This is a genomic window from Deltaproteobacteria bacterium, from assembly GCA_019912665.1.
Classification (GTDB): domain Bacteria; phylum Desulfobacterota; class GWC2-55-46; order GWC2-55-46; family GWC2-55-46; genus UBA5799.
Map to the genome: position 1 here is coordinate 378,128 of JAIOIE010000018.1, position 23,324 is coordinate 401,451.

At 58.7% G+C, this 23,324-nt stretch carries 20 protein-coding genes; 14 read left to right on the plus strand and 6 right to left on the minus strand.

Going from position 1 to position 23,324, the window contains the following annotated elements:
- Positions 1-21: 21 nt before the first annotated feature.
- Positions 22-1,038: a DNA polymerase III subunit delta' gene (gene holB, locus K8I01_06260; GenBank protein ID MBZ0220017.1), complete on the minus strand. Its 1,017-nt coding sequence runs from the start codon at positions 1,036-1,038 to the stop codon at positions 22-24.
- 5 nt (positions 1,039-1,043) lie between these two features.
- Positions 1,044-1,676, minus strand: coding sequence for a dTMP kinase (gene tmk / locus K8I01_06265; protein MBZ0220018.1), 633 nt, complete (start codon positions 1,674-1,676; stop codon positions 1,044-1,046).
- Positions 1,677-1,797: 121 nt separating this feature from the next.
- Between tmk and K8I01_06270 the strand changes: the two genes are divergently transcribed.
- The 13 genes from K8I01_06270 to atpC all read left to right on the plus strand — a co-directional run bounded on the left by K8I01_06270 (position 1,798) and on the right by atpC (position 16,934).
- Entirely contained in the window at positions 1,798-2,223 is a 426-nt protein-coding gene (locus K8I01_06270; protein ID MBZ0220019.1) for a BlaI/MecI/CopY family transcriptional regulator, read from the plus strand.
- Positions 2,223-3,110 (plus strand): M56 family metallopeptidase, encoded by an 888-nt coding sequence (locus K8I01_06275; GenBank protein ID MBZ0220020.1) that lies wholly within the window; start codon positions 2,223-2,225, stop codon positions 3,108-3,110. Before K8I01_06270 ends, K8I01_06275 begins: the two co-directional genes overlap by 1 nt.
- Before the next feature lie 47 nt (positions 3,111-3,157).
- On the plus strand, positions 3,158-4,429 hold the full coding sequence (locus K8I01_06280; protein MBZ0220021.1) for a TolC family protein: 1,272 nt from the start codon (positions 3,158-3,160) through the stop codon (positions 4,427-4,429).
- A 244-nt stretch (positions 4,430-4,673) separates the two neighbouring features.
- Positions 4,674-6,146 (plus strand): efflux RND transporter periplasmic adaptor subunit, encoded by a 1,473-nt coding sequence (locus tag K8I01_06285; protein ID MBZ0220022.1) that lies wholly within the window; start codon positions 4,674-4,676, stop codon positions 6,144-6,146.
- Between the two features lie 2 nt (positions 6,147-6,148).
- Positions 6,149-9,289: an efflux RND transporter permease subunit gene (locus tag K8I01_06290; protein ID MBZ0220023.1), complete on the plus strand. Its 3,141-nt coding sequence runs from the start codon at positions 6,149-6,151 to the stop codon at positions 9,287-9,289.
- Between the two features lie 56 nt (positions 9,290-9,345).
- Positions 9,346-9,672, plus strand: coding sequence for a hypothetical protein (locus tag K8I01_06295; protein ID MBZ0220024.1), 327 nt, complete (start codon positions 9,346-9,348; stop codon positions 9,670-9,672).
- Between the two features lie 87 nt (positions 9,673-9,759).
- Positions 9,760-10,536: a hypothetical protein gene (locus K8I01_06300; protein MBZ0220025.1), complete on the plus strand. Its 777-nt coding sequence runs from the start codon at positions 9,760-9,762 to the stop codon at positions 10,534-10,536.
- A gap of 433 nt (positions 10,537-10,969) precedes the next feature.
- Positions 10,970-11,929, plus strand: a complete 960-nt coding sequence (locus K8I01_06305) for an ATP synthase F0 subunit B (protein ID MBZ0220026.1) — start codon at positions 10,970-10,972, stop codon at positions 11,927-11,929.
- Complete coding sequence (gene atpH, locus K8I01_06310; protein MBZ0220027.1) at positions 11,929-12,474, plus strand: ATP synthase F1 subunit delta; 546 nt, start codon at positions 11,929-11,931, stop codon at positions 12,472-12,474. The genes K8I01_06305 and atpH overlap by 1 nt, the downstream gene beginning before the upstream one ends.
- Positions 12,475-12,477: 3 nt before the next feature.
- Positions 12,478-13,992 carry a F0F1 ATP synthase subunit alpha gene (gene atpA / locus K8I01_06315; protein ID MBZ0220028.1) on the plus strand — a complete coding sequence of 505 codons (1,515 nt, stop codon included), beginning with the start codon at positions 12,478-12,480 and terminating at the stop codon, positions 13,990-13,992.
- 28 nt (positions 13,993-14,020) lie between these two features.
- The gene (atpG, locus tag K8I01_06320) at positions 14,021-14,887 is read left to right on the plus strand and encodes an ATP synthase F1 subunit gamma (protein ID MBZ0220029.1); all 867 of its coding nucleotides are present in this window, start codon (positions 14,021-14,023) and stop codon (positions 14,885-14,887) included.
- Between the two features lie 133 nt (positions 14,888-15,020).
- Positions 15,021-16,490 (plus strand): F0F1 ATP synthase subunit beta, encoded by a 1,470-nt coding sequence (gene atpD, locus K8I01_06325; protein MBZ0220030.1) that lies wholly within the window; start codon positions 15,021-15,023, stop codon positions 16,488-16,490.
- 21 nt (positions 16,491-16,511) lie between these two features.
- Entirely contained in the window at positions 16,512-16,934 is a 423-nt protein-coding gene (gene atpC / locus K8I01_06330) for an ATP synthase F1 subunit epsilon (protein ID MBZ0220031.1), read from the plus strand.
- Between the two features lie 199 nt (positions 16,935-17,133).
- Here atpC and K8I01_06335 read toward each other — a convergent pair whose 3' ends face one another.
- From K8I01_06335 to K8I01_06350, 4 genes are all read right to left on the minus strand, one after another.
- Positions 17,134-17,712, minus strand: coding sequence for a hypothetical protein (locus K8I01_06335; protein MBZ0220032.1), 579 nt, complete (start codon positions 17,710-17,712; stop codon positions 17,134-17,136).
- 71 nt (positions 17,713-17,783) lie between these two features.
- Positions 17,784-18,749, minus strand: coding sequence for a hypothetical protein (locus tag K8I01_06340; GenBank protein ID MBZ0220033.1), 966 nt, complete (start codon positions 18,747-18,749; stop codon positions 17,784-17,786).
- Between the two features lie 41 nt (positions 18,750-18,790).
- Positions 18,791-20,983, minus strand: a complete 2,193-nt coding sequence (locus K8I01_06345) for a HAMP domain-containing protein (protein MBZ0220034.1) — start codon at positions 20,981-20,983, stop codon at positions 18,791-18,793.
- A 279-nt stretch (positions 20,984-21,262) separates the two neighbouring features.
- Entirely contained in the window at positions 21,263-21,538 is a 276-nt protein-coding gene (locus K8I01_06350; GenBank protein ID MBZ0220035.1) for a hypothetical protein, read from the minus strand.
- A gap of 280 nt (positions 21,539-21,818) precedes the next feature.
- Here K8I01_06350 and trpE point away from each other — a divergent pair, with 280 nt between their 5' ends.
- The gene (gene trpE / locus K8I01_06355; protein MBZ0220036.1) at positions 21,819-23,324 is read left to right on the plus strand and encodes an anthranilate synthase component I; all 1,506 of its coding nucleotides are present in this window, start codon (positions 21,819-21,821) and stop codon (positions 23,322-23,324) included.

A 23,324-nucleotide genomic window follows, 5' to 3' on the forward strand; every position in this document is an offset into this window, starting at 1 on the left:
GCTATCCGGTTCCGATTTGAGCTACATGAAGAGCGCGCCCGAGAGCTTAAGTACCAGCGCTTCCATAGTGAGCTGCCTGTTCCCGTACCTCGGGGGCGCGATGCTCCTCATTGCCTCCTCGACCGCCCAGAAAGAGGAAGAGAGGCGGTTAAAGTCCTCCACGCGGTCGTCCTTCATGCGCCTTTGCATGTCGGTATTGGCTATAAGGTGCGGGGCGCCCTCGAATGCCACTATCCTGTCCCTGTACCATGACTTCAGAAAGTCGAGCATCTCGTCTAGGTCGTCCCTCTTTGAAAGCTCCTCGGCGAACTTCAGGGCCTCGTCCGCGTCGTTCGGGCCGAACGACAGTAGCTTCTCGACGACATCCCTCCTCTTCTGGAGCCATCCCTCCTCGATATAGCTTACAGCCCTCGATACGGAGCCCCCGGAGAGACGCGCGACAGCCCCTGCCTCGGCAGGGGCGATCCCCTTTTTCTCTATGAGGAAAGCCCTTACCGCATCATCGGAAAGCGGCCTGAAGTTTACCCTCCTGCACCTTGAGACGACCGTAGGGAGGAGGTCGGCGGGCCTGGAGGATACTAGTATGATTACAGACCCGCCGGGCGGCTCTTCGAGTGTCTTCAAAAACGCGTTGGCGGCGGCAGGCATGAACCTGTCTGCCCCGTTCACTATGACGACCTTCGTGCCGCGTTCGGCCCTGTATTTAAGGACCGACTGCACCTCCCTTATCTGGTCTATCCTTATGAGGCCGAGCGGGTCCCTTTCGCCCCCCTTGTCGACCGGCTTATCGAGCGGCCATATCTCCATTACGTTGGGATGGGACCCGCCCTCGATCGCGGCGCAGTCGCGGCATAGCCCGCACGAGTCGCCGCCGGGAGACGCGCAGTTGAGCGCCGCGGCAAAGGCCCTTGCCGCGAGCTTCTTTCCAACGCCGTCCGGGCCCGCGAACAGGAACGCGTGAGGGACCCTGCCCGAGACTATAAGCCCCTTAAGTATCCCTATCTCGCGCTCGTGCCCGACTATCTCCTGAAAACCCATTTCAGCTAGCCCATCGCCCTGTCAATGATATCACATATCTCCTTGTGGACCGTAGAGATTTCAGCGGAGCCGTCCACGACCTTTATCCTCGGTTCGCGCTTGGCCGCCCCGAGGAATCCCTCCCTTACGCGCCTGTGAAAATCGAGGTCCTCCCTTTCGAAGCGGTCCTCCCTTGCGCCTTTTGCGGAGGCTATGCGCGAAAAGGCCCTCTTCAAGCCTTCTTCCACTTCGCAGTCTATGAGGAAGGTCAAATCCGGGACAAGGCCGCCGGAGCCGAGTGCGTTGAGCCTCTTTACCGCCGCCCTGTCAAGGCCTCTGCCGTAGCCCTGGTACGCTAGGGTCGAATCGTAGAATCTGTCGGATATGACGACCTTGCCGGCCTCAAGGGCCGGCCTTATGACGCGGGTTACGAGCTGCGCCCTGCATGCCTGGTAGAGAAATAGCTCGGCCCAGGGGTCTATGGGCTCGTCCCCGGCCTCAAGGAGTATGGCCCTTACCTTCTCGCCGAGGAGCGTGCCGCCCGGCTCCCTGACCGTAAGGACCTCTCTCCCCTTCTTTTCGAGATAGCCCTTCAGGAGCTCCTTCTGGGTGGATTTCCCGCAGCCCTCAATTCCCTCGAATGTTATGAAGAAACCCAAAAAGCCTCCGAACTGTGAAGGAAAAAGTTTTTTGAATTTTAAATGGTACAGCAAGACAACCCTCTTTGGCAAGGAATTCCTCTTGACTTTCTACGCCTTGTCGAATATATTGGAAGCGGAGATGAACATGATAAAAAAGGCCAGATTCGACGGATACGGAAAGCTCCTGGGGCCGCTCGAGCAGGAGATAATGGAATTCCTTTGGAAGAGCGGGGAGGCGAGCGGCAGGGAGGTCCATTCAGGGCTCGCGTCCAGGCAGGTCGCCCTCACGACCGTCCTCACGGTGCTTGAGAGGCTCGTGAACAAGGGGCTCGTTACCAAGTCCAAGGGCGAGAGCGTATTCCTTTTCAGGCCCGCCTACACGAAGGACGAGTTCGCCAGGGCCGTATCCCAGGACGTCTTCCGGGGCATAATGGAGATATCGTCGAGCGGCATGTGCGCCTCGTTCGTGGACGCGCTCGCGGAAGCCGACCCCGAAGAGCTCGAACGCCTCTCGGCGCTCATTGAGTCGAAAAAGAAGGAGCTTAAGTCTTTGGAGGAAGGATAGTGGCCGCCCCTCTCCTTTTTATCTCTGTATTCGCGTTTTCAGCCGCATGGCTCATTTACGCGCTGCCGACGCTACTCTTCTTTACGGAGAGCGTCCTTGAGGCCTGCCAATCTCTCCTTGTCATGTGTGTTGAATTCCTCTCCCTCGGCAAGCTCGCGTTCTTCTGGTCCGGGGCAATCCTCCTTGCAACAGGTTTCGCATGCGCCGCTTTCCGCGCAATCTCGGCTTTCGCAAGAACAAGAAGGGCTGTAAGGCAACTCCCGGTTCATTACGCCAAGGGCGGGCTCGCCCTTATAAAAGACGAGAGCGTCAGGGCCGCCTTTACCTACGGACTCCTTAAGCCCAGGGTCTATATCTCTACCGGACTCCTTAATATCCTTTCAAGCGAAGAGGCGAAGGCCGTCCTCCTCCACGAGATAAACCACAAGAAGAGAAGGGACCCATTGAGGTTCCTGGCCTTAGGCTTCCTCAAGGACGCCTTCTTCTATATTCCAGCCGCGCGCCAGCTTGCATCTTACTCAAGGCTAAAAAGGGAAGAGGAGGCGGACGACGCGGCGGCAAGGTCTTCATACGGACCGATCACGCTCGCGTCTGCCATACTCAAGGTCGCAAGGAACAATATCTACCTGCCCGTGCCTTCGATAACGGGCAGCCAGACGGACCTCTCCGGCAGGATACGGAGGCTTGTCGAAGGGAAAAAGACCGCGTTCCCTCTAGCGCCCAGGAAAGCGGCTGCGAGCGCGGCAATCGCCCTTTTCTTAGCGGCATCCCTTGCCATGCCGATATACGCGGGCTCGCTTTCACATGATTGCACTATGGAGCGGTGCGAAACACATGCCGAGCTGTTAGACGACTGCAAGACCCACTGCTCTCACAAGGGGCATTGATTTTTTTTGGATTTTTATTCTACATCCTGTAGAAGGAGGCCGCGGCAATGACCTTAAGAAGCACCCTAGCGCGGGCATATGTTGCATCGGCGTTCCTTGCCCTTCTCTTGCTTGCCTTTCCGGGCGCGGCTCATCCGGAGGAAGACCTCCTTCTTAAGCCCCTTCTCGATGAAGCCCTGGCCAATAACCCCGAGATACGGGCCATGCAGGAGAGGTACAACGCCCTCAGGGCGCGCTCGAAAGCCGAGGGCGCCCTCGACGACCCGGTCTTGAGGATCGAGAAGGAAGAGATCCCGACCGGAAGCCCCTTCGAGCTCGGAAGCCCTCCGACCGTCACCAGGTATTCGATAAGCCAGACGTTCCCCTTTCCCGGCAAGAAGTCTCTTAAAGAGGACATCGCGTTGAAGGAGGCCGGCGCCGCGAAGGCTGACCTCCGGGCAAAGGAGCTTGAGGTCCTCGAATCGGTGAAGAACGCATATTACGATTACGCCTTTCTGGATGAGTCCATAAGGGTCACCCGGGAGATAAAGAGGCTCCTTGAGGACATGTCCAGGATAGCGCAGTCCAGGTACGCGACAGGTCAGGTATCCCAGCAGGACGCCATAAGGGTGAACGTCGAGACAGCCGCCATCAACGAGGAGATAATCTCGCTCGAGGCCCGGAAGGGGATAGCGGCTTCAAGGCTCAAGGCCCTGCTTGACAGGCCGCAGGATTCCGACCTGCCGGAGAGGGCCGCGCTCCCCCTTAAGCGGGCGGCGATAGATATCGAAGAGCTTACCAGGTCCGCCCTCTCGCAAAACCCCGAGGTAAAGGCCCTCGAATCCGAGGCCGAGGCAAACGAGCTCTCGGCGAGGCTGGCGAAAAAGAACTACTACCCCGATTTCATGGTAGGGGTCGAGCCCATGGAGCGGGACGGCAGGTTCAGTAGCTACGGCGTGATGTTCCAGATGAACATCCCCATCTGGCGGGGCAAGTACGACAGCCTTTCGGAAGAAGCGCGGGCGGGTGCGCGCTCTGCAAAGGCGAGGCTACTGGCAGCGCAGAACGGGAAGGGCTTCGAGGTGAGGAGCGCGGTCCTCCTGGTAGAGGCCGCCGGGAGGACCATAGACCTCTACGAGACGAGCCTTCTGCCGCTTGTCGAGCTTTCGTTCGAATCAGCGGTAAGGAACTATCAGGCGGGGAAGGTCGACTTCCTCACCCTCCTCGACACCGAACGGGAGCTTAAGAGGGTCAGGATCGATCGCGTAACGGCAGTCGCGGAATACATGAAGAGGCTCGCCGCGCTTGAAAGGGTAACAGGGTCTGAGCTGCTCCCCTGAGGGACTAGCAGGATGTTGAAAAAGTCCTTCCTTGGACTTTTTCAACCACGGCTTGGCCGGAATGAATCCGTCCAAGCCTCACAAATTGCTCGACTTTCAAGTCTTCGCAATTTGGCAATCCATCCGTGGATTGCCTAGCAGGGTGTTTTTCAACACCCTGCTAAAGGCCTTAGCGAGTTTAGATTGAAATTCCCCCTTTTCTAAAGGGCGACAAAGGGGGATCACGAATGACAAGGAGATCCGGATGAAAAAGCCTTACTGGGCCGCAGTCCTAGTAATCGGTATCATCATCGGCGGGCTCCTCGCCTGGAACTTAAAGACTGGCGAGGCCCCGGTAGGGACCGAGGCCGAGAGGAAGGTCCTCTATTACCGCAATCCCATGAACCCGGAGATAACCTCCCCGGTTCCCCTGAAGGACTCGATGGGCATGGATTACATACCCGTCTACGAAGGCGATGCCCCCGAGGCTCCTGGCATCGTAAGGATAAGCCCGGAGCGGCTTCAGCTTATAGGGGTAAGGTCTGAAGTGGCTACCCGCCGTAGCCTTGAGAGGACCATAAGGACAGTGGGGCGGGTCGAGCCGGTGGAGAACAGGGTCTTCGTCATAAACGCGAAGGTGCCCGGATGGGTCGAGAGGCTTTACGTCGACCGGACGGACCAGATGGTGGAAAAGGGGCAGAAGCTCCTTGAGCTCTTCAGCCCCGACCTCGTCTCCGCGCAAGAGGAATACCTCCTTGCGTGGAAGGCCGCGGAGGAGGTGAAGGCTAGCCCGTATCCCGATGTACGTAGCGGCGCGGCGGCCCTCCTCGAAGCCGCAAGGCAGCGCCTCAGGTACTGGGACATCTCAGAGGAGCAGATAGAGCTTCTGAGTAAATCCGGCAAGGCCATGAGGACCATGAGCATAAGCGCCCCTTCGAGCGGGAGCGTTACCGAGAAGATGATAGTTGAGGGACAGAGGATAGACGCCGGAGAGCCGCTTTTCAAGATAATAGACCACTCGGCCGTGTGGGTCTACGGCGAAATATACGAGTACGAGATGCCGTACGTGAAGAAGGGGCAGAAGGCGACCCTTGCCCCCGCCTATTCGGAGGGAGATGCCTACACCGGAAAGATTGAACACATCTACAGCCACCTGGGCTCCATAAGATATGTGCCGGAGGCCGGCACGGAAGTGAGGACAATGAAGGTCAGGTTCGAGCTCCAGAACCCTGACCACAGGCTTAAGCTGGGCATGTACCTGAACGTGGAGCTTTCGGTAAATATCGCCGATTCCGCCATAGCCTTGCCCGACTCCGCCCTTATCGACTCCGGCGAAAGACAGATAGCCATCATCGACAGACGGGACGGGACATTCGAGCCCAGGGAAGTAAAGACCGGCGGCAAGGCCGACGGCTTCTTCCAGGTGCTTCAGGGCGTAAGCGAAGGCGAATGGGTCGTTACCCAGGCGAACTTCCTTATCGACTCGGAGAGCAAGCTCAAGGCCGCGGTCGCCGGGTTGAGCGCGCTGCACGACCACGCCGGCAGCGCCGTCAAGATGGAAGGCCCGCGGAAGGACGCATCCGGAAAGGCCGGGGACGACCATTCCGGGCACGCCATGAGTCCGGGCCGTTCCGGCGGGGAGGGAGCAGCTGAAGGCGCAGGCGCTGGCCGCTCCGGCCACGAGAACGGAAGCCATGAAAGCCATCCTGACCCGATGGATTTACACGAGGGGCACTGAAGATGCTTGGCAGGATCATCGAGCTATCCATAAAAAACAGGCTTATCATCCTCCTTTTCACCGCGTTCGTAGTCGGCTTCGGCGTCTATTCGGTCTCAAGGACGCCAATTGACGCCATCCCCGACCTTTCCGACACGCAGGTCATAATCTTCACCGAATTCCCAGGGCAGGCCCCGCAGGTCGTCGAGGACCAGGTAACGTATCCTCTGACCACGGCCATGATGTCGGTCCCCAAGGCCAAGACCGTAAGGGGCTATTCTTTCTTCGGGGTCTCGTTCGTTTACGTCATATTCGAGGACGGCACCGATATCTACTGGGCCAGGAGCCGCGTCCTCGAATACCTCAACTTCGCCTCGGGCAAGCTCCCGGCCGGCGTTACCCCGTCGCTCGGGCCAGACGCCACGGGCGTCGGGTGGGTATACGAGTACACGGTCGAGGGCAAGGGCTTGAGCCTCGCGGAGCTACGCTCCATCCAGGACTGGTACATAAGGTACCAGCTCACCTCCGTGCCGGGAGTATCCGAGGTCGCCTCCATAGGCGGGTTCGTGAAGCAATACCAGGTAAATATAGACCCGAACAGGCTCATTACGTACGGCGTCTCCATCGGCGAGGTCATGGAGGCCGTCGAGATGAGCAACCGGGACGTGGGCGGCAGGGTCGTCGAGATGTCCGAAAGAGAGTACATGGTACGGGGCCTGGGATACATCGAGGGCATTCCGGACATAGAGAATATCGTCCTCAAGGTGGACGGTACAGGCACGCCCGTAAGGATACTGGACATAGCAAGGGTGGAGCTCGGGCCCGACGAAAGGCGGGGCCTTGCCGAGCTCAACGGCGAGGGCGAGGCGGTCGGCGGCATAGTGGTAATGCGCTTCGGCGAGAACGCGCTCGAGGTAATAAACGGAATCAAGGAGAAGATAAAAGAGCTCGAGGCGGGCCTCCCGCCCGGGGTCACAATAAGGACGGTCTACGACAGGAGCGACCTCATTTACAGGGCAATAGAAACACTGAGGGAGAAGCTCATAGAGGAATCTATCGTGGTCTCCCTCGTCTGCGTCATATTCCTCCTCCACTTCAGGTCCTCGCTCGTCGCCATGATAATGCTCCCGGTGGGCATACTCGCCTCTTTCATAGTCATGTACGCAATGGGCATAAACGCCAATATCATGAGCCTGGGCGGCATAGCCATAGCCATAGGCGCGATGATAGACGGCGCGATAGTCATGATAGAGAACGCCCACAAGCACATCGAGAAGGGGGAGGGAAAAGGGAGAGACCGCTGGGGCATGATAACCGAGGCGGCGAAGGAGGTCGGGCCCGCGCTCTTCTTCTCGCTCCTTATCATAACCGTCTCCTTCATGCCCATCTTCACGCTCGAGGCGCAGGAAGGGAGGCTCTTTAAGCCGCTGGCCTATACCAAGACCTTTGCGATGGCGGCGGCCGCGCTCCTCTCGGTTACGCTCGTTCCCGTCCTCATGGGTTACTTCATAAGAGGCAGGATACGGCCGGAGGAGCAGAACCCCGTAACCAGGTCCCTGATATGGCTGTACAGGCCTGCCCTTCAGAAGGTCCTCCGGCACAAGAAGCTCACCATAGCGATAGCGCTCCTGGCGCTTGTCTCTACCCTTTACCCGATGAAAAAGCTGGGGAGCGAATTCATGCCGCCCCTTAACGAAGGCACGCTCTTTTACATGCCCGTGACCTTGCCGGGCATATCCATCACGAAGTCCGCCGAGATACTCCAGACCCAGAACAGAATTATAAAGGGCTTCCCCGAGGTGGAAAGCGTCTTCGGAAAGGCAGGGCGGGCGCAGACCGCGACCGATCCGGCCCCGTTCGAGATGTTCGAGACGGTGATCAATCTCAAGCCCGAGAAGGAATGGCGGCCCGGCATGACCATGGAAAGGCTCGTAGAGGAGCTGGATTCGGCCCTCCGGATGCCCGGGATTACAAACGCATGGACCATGCCCATAAAGGCCCGGACAGACATGCTCTCGACCGGCATAAGGACGCCAGTTGGGGTAAAGGTGTTCGGAAAAGACCTTGCCGAACTCGAAAGGCTCTCCCTAGATATAGAAGCGGCCCTGAAAGAGGTGCCCGGCACGTCCAGCGCATTCGCCGAAAGGGCGGTCGGAGGATATTACCTGGACGTCAGGATAAAACGCGAGGAGGCCGCAAGGTACGGCTTGAGAATAGAGGACATCCAGGAGGTCATAACGTCGGCTATCGGGGGCGAGAACGTCACCACCACGGTCGAGGGCCTTGAAAGATACCCCGTAAACGTAAGATACAAACGGGAGCTCCGGGACGATATCGTGAAGATAGGCCGCGTGCTCGTGCCTGCCGCCGGAGGGCAGCACGTCACTCTTTCGCAGGTCGCCATCCTGGAGGTGAAGAAAGGCCCGGCTACCGTAAGGACCGAGAACGCCCTCCTTACCAACTGGATATTCGTGGACGTGAGGGGAAGGGACATCGGGAGCTATGTCGCGGATGCAAAAGCCGCGGTCGCGGAAAAAGTGGAGTTCCCGCCCGGCTATTACGCCGCATGGTCGGGCCAGTACGAGTACATGGAGAGGGCCTATCAGAAGCTCAAGGTCATAGTGCCCCTTACACTCGGGATAATCTTCCTCCTCCTCTACCTGAATTTCAAGTCCATTACCGAGTGCCTCATAATACTCCTTGCCATCCCGTTCTCTCTTATCGGGGCGACATGGACGCTCTACCTTCTGGATTACAATTTCAGCATAGGCGTCGCGGTCGGATTCCTTGCGCTTGCGGGGCTCGACGCCGAGACCGGCATAATCATGCTCATCTACCTGAAGCACGCGCATGAGAAGCGTGTCTCGGAAGGCAGGATGAACTCGCGCGCAGACCTCTACGAGGCGATAAGGGAAGGGGCGGTCCTCAGGGTCAGGCCCAAGGTGATGACCGCGATGGCCATAATAGCCGGCCTCCTGCCCATAATGTGGAGCACGGGCACAGGCGCCGACGTGATGAAGAGGATAGCGGCGCCAATGGTCGGCGGCATGGTGACGGCGGTCCTCCTCGAATTGCTCGTGCTCCCGGTCATATACGCCTTCTGGAAAGGGAGAGGGCTTCCTGCCGGAAAGAATTCTCCCGGGTTCGAGAGCCCGCATTCCTGACCGCCAATGAAAGTTCTGCTATAGTCGAGATAGTAAATCCATGCGGGGGTACGAGCATGAGGATTGCGATTACGCTCCTTGCCGCTTCCCTCCTCTTTTCCGCACCGGACGCCTCGGCTGAGCTGGGTGAGCGTGCCATACCCGTACAATTGCCTCCTGAGCAGGAGTTCCGGCAGCCCGTTGACCCCTTCCTGGCAATGGAAAGGGAGCAGCTAATGCAGGAGACCCTTATAGCCATGAGGGAGCTCATCGATGTGATAGGGCGGGTCGAGGAGATGCCGCCCGATGCCAGGGACAGGCTTGCCATGCTCTCAGACAGGATGGACTTCCTTATAACGCGCCAGCAGGACCTCGCCATGAGGCAGAGGCTGGGCATGAGATAAGGACTTGTCGTCTTCTGAAGGTATGCTCTTTTTGGTGCATACTATAATGATAGTTATCCGAGTTATCCGAAAAAGGAGGAAACTGTCATGAAGAAGACGACCGCACCTGTCGCCGCCGTCTTTTCCGTCTTTTTAACCGCAGGCGTAGCATCCGCCCAGGTCGGGGCAGCCCCGGCGCCTGCCGCGCCTTCTCAGCCGCCGTCCCTGGGGTCCCCTCAGGTGACCACACCCCTTCCGCCTCCGACCACTACGACTCCGCCTCCGGTTACCGCGACCCCTCCGCCGACTACGACGATACCCCCTCCTACGACAACCGTACCTTCCCCGACGACTCAGCTTCCACAGACGACGACTCCGTTGCCTCCAGCCGGGACCGGGACCCCGCAGACGACAACGCCCCTACCTCCGGCCACGACCGAGCTCCCTCAGCCAACGACCCCTCTTCCGCCCGCTACTACGGAACTCCCTCAGACCACGACACCTCTCCCGCCAGCCACTACCGAGCTCCCGCAGGCTACAACGCCATTTGAGCGCCCACCCGGAGAAGGTATACCGATGCCGCCCCAGTCGTCATTAGGGCCGCCGCGGGGAGTTGGCGAAGAGCCCCCCCCTGTCCTTCCCGATGTGCCGGCCCCGGCAGCTGATGTCCCTCCCGAGACCGCACTGCTTTTCCCCCCGTTCCCCTCTCCGGGCGAGCTCGAGCCGGGGATAACGATTGCCCAGCCGCCGCCGGTCACGCCGACCGTCCCTGGCCTGACCGAAGTGCCCGGCGGGGAGTTCTTCGGAAGCGGCACCGAGGGCCGGGTCCTCCGCGACTTCGAAAGCGAGACCCCGGTCACGATACTCGGGGAGGAAGGCCAGTAAGCAAATTGATGGTCAGGCGGCGAAAAGGATTGAAGGGCTCCGCATCCTTGTGATACAATCCGTTCAAATCCGGCAGGGCCGCAAAAGCGGTCCTGCCCGTTTCATCAGGACCCTGCGCCAGCAGTTCCGCACTCTTCCTTATCCCCCTTTATCAATGGCCGGGTTCTTAAGACCGAGCATGTTTTCGCATGTCGGCGAATCGGGTGTTTTTATACACGCGGCCGGCTCAAGCTTGCAAATTAAATCGCTTGACAATGAACTTTTGTATATGATAGCAATACCCTGTTTTAGTTTTGAAAAATCGGCTTTCACTACTCCGGACAATTGTTCAGGTTCAAAACGGCCTTCCATGGTCCAGGCGCGGCAGCGGACGCCCGGCCCTGGTCTTGCCGCTTGAAAAACTGCAAAAAACCCAAAGGCTCGCATATATAAAATGATATCACTCGACCAGACCCTCCTTTTCCAGATAGTCGGTTTTTTCGTCCTCCTTATAATCCTCAACAGGCTTCTTTACAGGCCCGTCCAGCGGATACTGAAGGAAAGGGACGAGCGCATAGCCGGGAGCCTCAAGAAGGCCGCCGGGACCGAGAAAGAGGTCGCCGAAGGGCTTCTGAGCTATGAAAAGAGGCTCAAGGAAGCCGCCATGAAGGGGCATGAGGAAAGGGGCAGGCTCAGGCAGGAAGGCGTCGACAGGGAAAAAATCATACTCGAGGCCGCCAGGTCCGAGGCCGCCGCCGAACTCGCCAAAATAAGGAAGGAGCTCGATTCGAGCAGGCAGGGCGCGCTTTCGGGGCTTAAGACCGAGGCAAGGGGCCTTGCCAGGGAGATAGCCGGGAAGGTGCTCGACAGGAGCGTAGCAGGGCTTATCGCCCTTTTCATCCTAATCCCCTCCGTAGCCTTCGCCTCAGCGGGCGGCGACCACGGGAACGGCATGCTCTGGAAAATCGGCAACTTCATCGTGCTCGCAGTCGGCGTGTACCTCGTATGGACAAAGGCCATAAACAAGCTCCTGGATAAGAGAAGCGCCGAGATAAAGACCGCCCTCGAAAGCGCCCAGGCAGCCAAAGACGAGGCCGAGAGGAAGGCCGCGGAATACAGGGCCAAGCTCAACATCCTGGATTCGAGGATAGCCGAGATACAGAAGGAGCTCAGGGCCGAGGGCGAATCAGAACGGGAAAGAATAATAGCCGAGGCAGGGAAATCCGCCGAGAGGCTCAAAGAGCAGGCAAAGGCCGCCGCCGAGCAGGAGATAAAAAAGGCTAAGATCGAGATCCGCGAAGAGGCGGCCAGGGCCGCCGTGGAGCTGGCCGAGGAGATACTCAAAAAGGAGTTCACCCCCGCGGACCAGGACAGGCTCGTAAAAGGATACCTAAATAACCTGAGGATCAACTGATGAAGAGTTCCGCGTCCAAGAGGTTCGCGAAGGCGCTCATAGAAGTCGGAAGGGATGAAAACTCCTGGGACCAGTACGGGAAGGAGCTCCGCTCGGTGCTCGCGATATTCAGCGGCAACCCCGAGCTCGAAAAGGCGCTCCTTAACCCCATGTACAAGCTGGAAGACCGCTTATCGTTAATGGACAACGTGGCCGCCTCCGCCGGGCTCTCGTCCCATGTCGCCAAATTCCTCGGCATACTCGTACGCACCAGGAATTTGAGGTTCCTGGACGAGATAACCGCCGCGTACTCGGCCTACGAGGACGAGCTGGCGGGCAGGATCCGGGCCTCGGTGGATTCCCCCACGGAGCTTCCCCCGGCCCTCGTCGAGGAGATAAGGAAAAAACTCTCCTCCCTTACCGGCAAGGACGTAGTACTAACATGCAATTATAACCCTATCCTCCTGGGCGGGCTTGTCCTCAAGATCGGGAACACCATCCTGGACGGGAGCTTGAAGACCCAGCTCGAACTCATGAAAGAAAAAATACTCGAAGGGGTGGTTTAGAAGATGATCAAGGTAGAGGAAATAAGCCAGCTCATAAAGACCCAGATAAAAGGGTTTGAGAAGGAAATCGACATACAGGAAGTCGGCACCGTCATATCGGTCGGCGACGGCATCGCGAGGATATACGGCCTTGAAAAAGCCATGGCCGGGGAACTTCTCGAATTCCAGGGCGGCCTCCAGGGCATGGTCCTGAACCTCGAGGAGGACAACGTCGGAGCCGCCCTCCTCGGAAGCGACCAGACGGTAAAGGAAGGCTCTACGGTAAAGAGGACCGGAAGGATAGTCGAGGTCCCGGTCGGCAAGGGCCTCATGGGCAGGGTCGTTAACGCCCTCGGACAGCCCATAGACAACAAGGGCCCCATAGAGGCCGCCGAGAGGCGGAGAGTCGAGATAAAGGCCCCCGGCATAGTCGCGAGAAAGTCGGTCAAGGAGCCGCTCCAGACCGGCATCAAGGCCATAGACGCCATGATACCCATCGGCAGGGGCCAGAGGGAGCTCATAATAGGCGACCGCCAGACCGGAAAGACCGCCGTCGCGATCGACACCATCATAAACCAGAAAGGGCAGAACGTCTTCTGCATATACGTAGCCATCGGCCAGAAGCAGTCGACGGTCGCCCAGATATCCGAGAAATTGAAGCAGTTCGGCGCGATGGACTACACCGTAATCGTCGCCGCCACGGCAAGCTCCCCGGCGCCGCTCCAGTTCATCGCCCCTTACGCGGGCTGCGCCATTGGCGAGTACTTCAGGGACAACGGGATGCACGCCCTCATAATCTACGACGACCTTTCGAAGCACGCGGTCGCGTACAGGCAGCTCTCGCTTCTCCTCCGGAGGCCCCCGGGCCGCGAGGCGTACCCCGGAGACGTCTTCTACCTCCACTCAAGGCTTTTGGAGAGGGCGGCTAAACTTTCGGACGCGCTCGGCGGCGGGTCTCTTACGGCCCTTCCGATCATCGAGACTCAGGCGGGTGACGTCTCGGCCTACATCCCCACGAACGTCATCTCCATCACGGACGGACAGATATTCCTCGAGACCGACCTCTTCTACTCAGGCATAAGGCCGGCCATCAACGTCGGCCTTTCGGTCTCCCGCGTCGGCGGAAGCGCCCAGATAAAGGCCATGAAGTCGGTCGCGGGCACGTTGAGACTCGAGCTTGCTCAGTACAGGGAGCTCGCTGCGTTCGCACAGTTCGGAAGCGACCTCGACCCGGCAACCCAGAAGCAGCTCAACAGGGGCGGCAAGCTCGTCGAGATCTTGAAGCAGGGGCAGTACAAGCCCCTTCCCGTAGAAAAGCAGGTGCTCGTAATCTACGCCGCCACAAACGGCTACGTGGACGCATACCCCAACTCGGCCCTCAAGAGGTACGAGGAGGAGCTCATAGCTTTCATGGAATCCAGGCACCCCGAGATAATCGAGGAGATACGCACCAAGAAGGCCATAGACAACGACCTTAAGGCCAAGCTCAATAAGGCGCTCGAGGACCTGAAGGGCCTTTTCGTGGCCGAAGGCAAGTAGCACAAAACATCCGGGGACGACCACTTAGATGCCAAGTCTTAAAGACATAAAAAGAAGGATAAAGTCGGTCAAGAACACGCGGCAGATAACCAAGGCCATGAAGATGGTCTCCGCCGCGAAGCTTAAAAAGGCCCAGGACGAGATAGTCGCGGCCCGGCCCTATGCCGAGAAGATGCTCGAGCTCATAGGCTCGCTCGCGTCCAAGGCCTCGCCCGACAGCCACCCCCTCCTGGAAAAGCGGGAGGTGAAGAACATCACCCTTGCGCTCTTCACCTCGGACAGGGGACTTTGCGGAAGCTTCAACTCGCAGCTCCTCCGGACAGCCGAAAGGTTCCTCCGTGAGCGCGGCCCGTCCGGCGCAAGCCTTTATCTTGTCGGGAAACGCGGGGGCGAGTACTTCAAGAGGCGGAACATCAAGGTCCTCAACGCCCGCCCGGTCGGGAGCGGCAGGCCGGCGTACGGCACCGCAGTCGAGATAGCCAACGACCTCGTGGGCTCGTACTTGAAGGGCGAGACCGACGAGGTCCATATGATATTCAGCGAGTTCAAGTCCGCCCTCACCCAGAAGCCGCTTACGATAAAGCTTCTGCCCGTCTCGGCCCCCGAGAACGAGGAAAATAAGGATGGCGACGGCAAGGGCGAGTACATTTACGAGCCAAGCGAGGAGGCGGTGCTTGCGAGCCTCCTTCCAAAGTACGTCGAGGTTCAGGCCTTCAGGGCCCTTCTGGAAACCTCGGCCAGCGAACACGGGGCCAGGATGACGGCCATGGACTCGGCCTCGAAGAACGCGGGGCAGATGATAAGCGGCCTTACGCTCGTCTATAACAGGCTCCGCCAGGCCGCCATCACCAAGGAGCTCATGGAGATAATCGGAGGCGCGGAGGCGCTTAAGTAAGGCTCCCGCTACTCCGTCGCAGCCAATTTATGCCCCGGAACGCACACGCGCGGGGCCATAGCCGGGAGAGGGCCGGAACCGTCCCTTCCCCAACCGTAAACAATAAAGATTCCGCAAGGGAGGTCTTCCTGAAATGTCCCAAGTCGAAAGAACAGCAGCCGGCCTGACAGCCGAAGGTGTCGGGAAGGAGAGGAATATCGGCAGGATCACGCAAGTCATCGGCCCGGTGCTCGATATCGAGTTCCCGCCCGGCAAGCTCCCGGCCATCAATAACGCCGTGAGGGTCACGAACAAGAGCATAAGCAGCGAGGACTGGAACCTCGTTACCGAAGTGGCCCAGCACCTCGGAGAGAACACGGTAAGGTGCATAGCCATGGACGCTTCCGAGGGCCTCGTAAGGGGCACCGAGGCCTGGGACACCGGCGCCGCCATAACCGTCCCTGTCGGCAAGCCCGTCCTCGGGCGCATAATAAACGTCATAGGCGAGCCTGTGGACGAGCTCGGCCCCATAGCGAGCGAGAAGAAGTACGGGATACACCGCCCTGCCCCGACCTTTGAGCAGCAGTCGACCAAGATGGAGGTCTTCGAGACCGGCATCAAGGTCGTCGACCTCCTCACGCCCTATCTTAAAGGCGGCAAGATCGGCCTCTTCGGCGGCGCGGGCGTCGGAAAGACGGTCCTCATAATGGAGCTCATCAATAACGTCGCCATGCAGCACGGCGGCTTCTCGGTCTTCGGCGGAGTCGGTGAGAGAACCAGGGAAGGAAACGACCTCTGGGAGGAGATGAAGGAATCGGGCGTTCTCGGCGAGACCGCCCTCGTCTACGGGCAGATGAACGAGCCCCCGGGAGCGAGGGCGAGGGTCGCGCTCACGGCGCTCACAATGGCGGAGTATTTCAGGGACGAGGAGAACCAGGACGTCCTCCTCTTCATAGACAACATTTTCAGGTTCGTGCAGGCGAACTCGGAAGTCTCCGCGCTCCTCGGCCGCATACCTTCCGCCGTCGGATACCAGCCGACGCTCGGCACCGACGTGGGCGGCCTCCAGGAGAGGATCACCTCGACCCTTAACGGCTCGATCACCTCGGTCCAGGCCATATACGTCCCTGCGGACGACCTGACCGACCCGGCCCCGGCGACGACCTTCGCGCACCTTGACGCGACGACGGTCCTTTCGAGGCAGATAGCCGAGCTCGGCATCTACCCTGCCGTGGACCCGCTGGATTCGACATCCAGGATCCTCGACCCGCAGATAGTCGGCGACGAGCACTACTCGACCGCGCGCCGGGTGCAGGCGATACTCCAGAAGTACAAGGACCTGCAGGACATCATCGCGATCCTCGGCATGGACGAGCTCTCGGAAGAGGACAAGCTCGTGGTCGCCCGCGCGAGGAAGATACAGAGGTTCCTCTCGCAGCCCTTCTTCGTGGCCGAGCAGTTCACCGGAACGCCCGGCAAGTACGTAAGCGTGAAGGACACCATCAAGGGCTTCAACATGATCGCCAACGGCGAGCTCGACGACATCCCGGAGCAGGCATTTTACATGGTCGGCACCATCGAAGAGGTAATGGAAAAGGCCGAGAAGATACGGGCGAGCGTTTAACCGAAGGACAGGACCAGGATAATGGCTGACAACAATACAACCTTTTTGCTCGAGATAGTCACCCCCCAGAGGAAGCTCCTCTCCATGGAGGTCGAGGAGGCCACTGCCCCCGGTCAGGAAGGCGAGTTCGGGGTGCTCGCGGGGCATACCCCGTTCCTTACGGTCCTTAAGCCTGGCGAGGTCGCCTTCAGGAAGGGCGCGGAAGCAGGCGTATTAGCCGTTGGGAGGGGCTACGCAGAAGTACTGCCCGGGAAGACCACCATACTGGTCGACACTGCCGCGAGGGAGTCCGAGATCGACCTTGAGGCAGTAAGAGCCGAGGCTGGCGAGGCTCAAGCCGCCCTCGGCTCCTTAAGCCAGGAGGACGCGGCCTATGCACAGGCCCAGGACCGGCTCGAGTACGCAGAGGCAAGGCTCAGGATAAAGGAACGGGTCAGGGCTTAGGTATACAGAAAAACCCATAAAAAAGGCGGGCTAAAAGCCCGCCTTTTTTATTTCCGGCTACATTGCAATTCGTGATTTTCCACGCGAGATCAAGAAAGTCCGGGAATTAAAAAACGGAGCATATATAATATGTGAGCATTATCATGTAAATACGCAGGGTCCGGGGAAAAGATGGATTTTCAGAGCTTGTCGTCCGCCCTTACTTCTTCGGCACGATCGTAAGCTTCGCCTTCCCGTCCTTCACGTATACCCTGACATCCACGTTGCTGGTCTTGTACTGCTCCTCCACCTTCTTTTTGTACTGCTCTACCGTCTTTTTGAGGCTTTCGAGGGTTATGCCCTCCACAGGCTCGCGGCACTCCTTACGCGCCTCTATGTACCTCTTGTAGATGTCCTCGAAGCCGCCTTCCGCCGGGGCGGGGCTTTTTGAGCCGCCCTTCGGGCCAGGAGGGGTGGATGGGGAAGCACAGCCCGCGTCGGCAATCCCCTGCCCCGGCGCGCCCTCGGCCTTTCTGACGTAAGTCCCCTCCTCTATTGCGCGGAGCACCCTGTCCCAGTGCTGCTTGTACGAGTTGTATTTGGCGACGATGGAGTTGAGCTTGAATTTCGCAGCCGTATTGTTTATGGTCCTGCCGTTCAGGGAAAGTATCGATTTTTCGATATCGCTTCTGAGCTTGGACGGCTCGCGCTTCAATATCCTGGCAAAGTACTGTTCGTACTCGACCTTGAGCCGGATGATCTTCCCGTCCAGTATCTCTATGTCCTCTCTATCGCCCATATGCCCTTGAGTCTAACAGATTACCTGATTCAAGGCCAGGAGGTATGTGACCTGCGTCCGGGCCTTTCCCCTCAGTCCTTGAGCCTTATTGCCTGTATGTCGCCCCCGGAGCCTAGCCCTATCGAGACCGGCAAAGAGACGTAATGCCTCCTCTCCTTTGCCCCGTCCTCGTGAATGGCGACGGCGATCGTAAAGACATCGCCTTCGGAGAGGGCTACATCATTTTTGCCTGCGCTTCCGATGGGCCTCTTGAAAACCGCCGTGTACGCGCCTTCCGACCACTCTCCCATGCCTTCGAAACCGGGCCTCTCCTCCCATGCCTTCTCGTCATAGATCCATCCGTCAGCGGCCCTGGCCAGTCCCTTCCCCAGCTCGATCGATTTCAGGTCTATGAGCCCGGCGGCCTTCCTGGCCTCGGCGTCTGAGTTCTTTTTGTCCCAGGACGCCTTGGCGTGGACGGAATAGAGGCTCACCTCGTCCTTGCCCCTGTAGGCGGGATGCTCGCCCATCTCCTTCCTGGAAGGGGCGTGAGGCATCGTTGAAAGGTCGTTGTGGCAGGTTATGAAACATCCGCCCGCTCTAAAGAGCTGGTCCGACTTGTTCGCCTGTATTGATATCCTGTCCGGAATATTTGCCGATTGGGCCCAGCCGGCGCCGGTTGAGCTCCATCTGAACCTGAGGTAAAGGTGCTCGCGGTCGTAGGCGGCCTGCATATCGGCGGAGATGAACCCCTTTTTGCCGGCACTCGGCTCGGGCTCGAAGGGCTTTAGAGACCTCTTCATCTTGAGCGAGCCCGAGGCTATCTCGTCGGCCTTTATGTCGAGCGTCCCGTCCTTTGCGAGATGGCAGTTCCTGCAGTCCTTCCTGCCGGACTTTATCATCCTTGCGCCGAGCCTGTGGTCCTCGCCCACGAGGAATTCCCAGGAGACGACACCCGGGTAGAAAAGGGCGATCTTTACGGGCTTGATCTTGAGCCAGTTTATGCCGGCGGCTTCCGACGGGGCGGGAAGCGCCGCTCCGGAAAGAAACAGAGCCAAGAGGATAATTCGCAAGGCACCCATGTCCAGCGTCCTTTCCGCTACGCCTTGAAGTTCGCAACCGTGCTCTTCAACGCGTCAGCCTCCCTGTTCATCTCCTCGACCGTCCTCTCGAGCCTTGCAGCCAAGGTCGCGTTGTCCTCCGCGGTCTTCTTTATGGTATCGACAGCGTTCACTATCCTTTTCGAGAAGACCATCTGTTCGGAGGTAGTGTCGGCCACCTTCGATATCTTCTCGAGCACCCTGAATATCGCCTCGGCGACCCTCCTCGTCTCCCGGGCCTGCTCCATAGTCGAGCTCTTGACCTTCTCCATGAACTCGCGCATCTGGGCCGTGTCCTTCAGGATCTCCTTGGCCGCGTGGGACTGCTCTCCCGCCGCGTTCTTTATATCTCCGACCATGTGGCTCATCACCTGCACGGCGCTCGCGATCTGGCCCGTGCCCCTGGTCTGCTCTATGGTGGCCTTCTCGATGAGCTTGGCCATCTCGAAGGACCTCCGCGACGAATCGAGGATCTTTATGAGCGCCTCCTGCGCGTTCCTCGAAAGGAGCACCCCGTCCTCGACCTTCTCCGAGCTCCTCCTCATGGACTCGACCGCCACCGAGACCTCGCTTTGCACCTGGGTTATAAGGCCGGCTATCTCCTTTGTGGAGGAGGTCGTCTTTGTCGCGAGCTCCTTTACCTGGCGGGCCACGACCGCGAACCCCTTGCCGTGCTCCCCGGCCTGGGCCGCGAGTATGGTGGCGTTCAACGCGAGGAGGTGGGTCGTATCCGCTATGTCGTTTATGACGGTAAGTATCTTCCCTATCTCCTTGGACCTCTCGCCGAGGCGGTTTACGACGAGGGCAGTGGAGGCCACCTCCTCGCTCACCTTTTCTATCCCCTCTCTCGTCTTCACGACAGAGGCCATGCCGAGGTCCTCGGCGTCCACCCTGACCCTTTCCGCGAGCTCGGCCTGGTTTCTCGAGTAGGCCTCGACCTCCTTGACGTTCTCTCCTATGTCGATGATGGAGGAGACGACGTCCTCGGTGTTCTTAAAGAGCTCGTCCACGTGGGAAGCGACCTGGTTTATCGAGACCGCAATCTCGTTTATCGACGAAGTGGTCGACGAGCCGGAGATGAAGAGCTTTTCTATGTTGACCTTCACATCCTCGACCGAGCCGGACATGGTGCGGACCGACTCCGAGACCTCGCTCGAGGAGCTCCTGAGGGCCTCGGCCTCCTCTGCGACCGTTTTTATGGACGCGTCCATTTCCTGTATGGAAGCGGAGGTATCCTCGGCGGCCTGGAGCTGTTTTTTTGCAGCGTCTATTATCTTGGCGGAGGACGCGCCTATCTGCCTAGAGGCCGCGGATACCTCCCTGGAGATGCCGAAGATGTCGCTCACCATCGTCTGCATCCCTTCCACGAACTTGTTGAACCACCTGCCGAGGAGTCCTATCTCGTCATTCGAGCTTATCTCAAGCCTCTTCGTAAGGTCGCCCTTGCCCTCGGCTATTGCCTTCAGCATCACAACCGCCCGGTCAATGGGGCGGGTTATGACGCCGGAAACCAGGAAGCTCAGCATCACGGCTATGGCGCTCATGGTAAGGAGGCCGTAGAAGATCCACTTGTTCCTCGCCCCCTCCAGAATGCCGTACATCCCGTCGAGCGAGGTGGTTATCATGAGGACCCCCCTCGCCGCCTCCTCGTGCTCGTGACAGGACGAGCATTTGGGCCTGTACTCTATCGGACGGAGATAAGTGAAAAGGTTCCTGTCCCCCTCGCTTTCGATATACCAGGCCGCCTCCTTCTGCCCCTCATTGAAGGCCTGGAGGACCTTCTTGAAATCGGGATTGTTTATGCCCTTGGCGACGTTGTTGAGCTTATTGGGGTGGTCGACGAGCCATTCCGGCTTTATCTCGCCGAACTCGGCCTTTACCGCCTCGAGGGTCTTGAAGTCCTGGAAGGCCTCCTCGACGCCGTTGGATCTTATGAGCTGGACCCGCTCTACCCCCTTGATGGTCTTCAGGCCCTCTATGAGAAAGCGCGGCATGTCCGCACGCTCGTCGAGCATGTCCTTGTAGATGGTATGGAGTATGGGCTGGGCCATGAGCTCGCTCGCGTTGAAGCGCTCTCTTAAGAGGCTCTTCTCCTCCTCGTTTATGACGAGATAGATGAGCGCCCCGAAGCCGATAAGGGTGAGCCCGATGGTAAGGGTCAGTATCTTGGATTTCAAGCCTTGCCGGAACATCGCATTACCCCTGGAATGTCTCGGCGCAAGCCGGAAGAAAGGTCAGTAAAAACGCGGTACGTCGAAATGGATGAAGGGGCGTTCTCCGCAAGGAAAAGCGGCTCGCGCGTATAATGGTATTATAAGATTTCAGGGCGCGGAATTCTATCGAAATGGGACTGTCCCCGTCATGAGGTTATCCCGGGCTGGCCCCGGGACGCGTGCCCGTCGTCAGGCTGCGTTCCATCTTATCGGACGATGGCTGTGTTACTTTAGCAGGATAGTCCGGCTGAATGCCGTCTATCTCCTGGATTTTTTCGAGGCCGGCCTTGACCTCAGCACCTCTATTTCCATCCTCCTCGCGTCAAGCTCGGCTGTGAGGGCAGTGACCCTCGACTTCGTATCCCCGAGTTCCTTCTGAAGATAGGCGACCTCGGCCTTGAGCGCGTCCTTTTCCCCGTCGAGTTCCGAGATGCGGGCCTTGAGGCTCTCGTTCTCCTTCTTTATCGACTGCCCGCAGCCCGAAATTATAAGCAACGCCGCCAGCGCAGTCCCCAGATAAAGAGCTCTTCTCATGCCCCTTTTTAACAACTCCCTTCAATGCCGGATTGCGCGATTGTACGAAAAAGCCCGGAGAGCTGTCAAGGGCCAAAAAAGGTCCTCGCCGGACGGGCAATTGCGCCTGGTTGCCTTCATGGGAGCTGGCGGCAGCCCATCTGACACAAGCATTTGTTCCTATCAACAAAAAAAGAGCAAAAAACCTTGCAATATGGTATCCTTACGGCTGTCGAGGGGGCCCGGACGCCGGGTGAAATGATTGACTATGCTAAAGATGCTGTGATATTGTAGGTTGCTTATGAGAAGGCCCATCCACTGCCCTTCCCCCGAAGTATTCAAGGAATTAGCCAAAACGCGCAACATTGTGCCCGTCGTGAGGGAGATCCTCGCGGACACCGACACCCCGGTCTCCGCCTTCATGAAGATCGACGGAGGCGGCGACGCGTTCCTCCTCGAAAGCGTCGAAGGCGGCGAAAAATGGGGCAGGTACAGCATCCTCGGCAACTCCCCGAGAAAGGTCATAAGGGGCTCCGGCAGAAAGCTTGAGGTAATCGAGGACGGAAAAACGAACGTCCTTGAAGGTAACCCGCTCGACCGCATCCGGGAGATGATGTCGGCCTACAGGCCCGCCGAGGTCGAGGGCGCGCCCAGGTTCTCGGGCGGCGCTATCGGCTACATGGGCTATGACATAGTCCGCCACATAGAGGACCTCCCGGACTCGACGCCCAGGGAGCTGGGCCTCGATGACATATACCTTATATTCACCGATACCTTCCTCGTCTTCGACAACGTCGAGCACAGGATAAAGATAGTCTCGAACGCATACATGAACGAGGGAGACGACCCCGACGAGGCCTACAGGAAATGCGTCCGGAAGATAGACGCGCTGGTCCAGAAGATGAGGGGGCCGGTGCCGGGGACGTCTTCCATAAGAGAGGCGGATACGCTATCGAACGAGGGGCAAAGGCTTGAGACCGCCTCGAATTTCAAAAGGGAGGACTTCCTCCGGGCGGTAGAGCGCATAAAGGAGTACATAGTCGAGGGCGACATATTCCAGGCGGTAATATCGCAGAGGTTCTCCGCCCCTCTCGCTTGCGACCCGTTCGAGATCTATCGGGCATTGAGGGTCATAAACCCCTCACCCTACATGTTCTTCCTCAGGCTCGGGGGCGCTACCCTCGTCGGCTCCTCTCCGGAGATACTCGTCCGGGTCGAGGGCGGAAGCGTGAACGTAAAGCCGATAGCGGGCACGCGGAAGAGGGGCAGGGACGAGGACGAAGACGTATCGCTCGAAAAAGACCTCCTTTCAGACCCCAAGGAACTGTCCGAGCATATCATGCTCGTGGACCTCGGGAGAAACGACGTGGGCAGGGTCGCGAGGGCCGGAACGGTCGAGGTCGACGAGCTAATGGCCGTGGAGAGGTACTCGCATGTCATGCACATAGTCTCTAACGTGAAGGGCGAGCTCGTAAAGGGCATGGGCTCGTTCGACGCCTTGAAGGCCTGCTTCCCGGCGGGCACCCTCACCGGCGCGCCAAAGGTGCGGGCCATGGAGATAATAGAGGAGCTCGAGCCCTCGAAGAGGGAGGTCTACGGCGGCTGCGTGGGCTACCTCGGTTTTTCAGGCAACATGGACATGTGCATAGCCATAAGGACCCTCGTCATATCGGGCGGCCGCATACACATGCAGGCCGGAGCGGGGGTGGTAGCCGACTCGGTCCCGGAGAAGGAATTCGAGGAGACCGAGAACAAGGCAAAAGGCATGCTCAAGGCGGTCGAGATGGCAATGGAAGGGCTTTTCTGA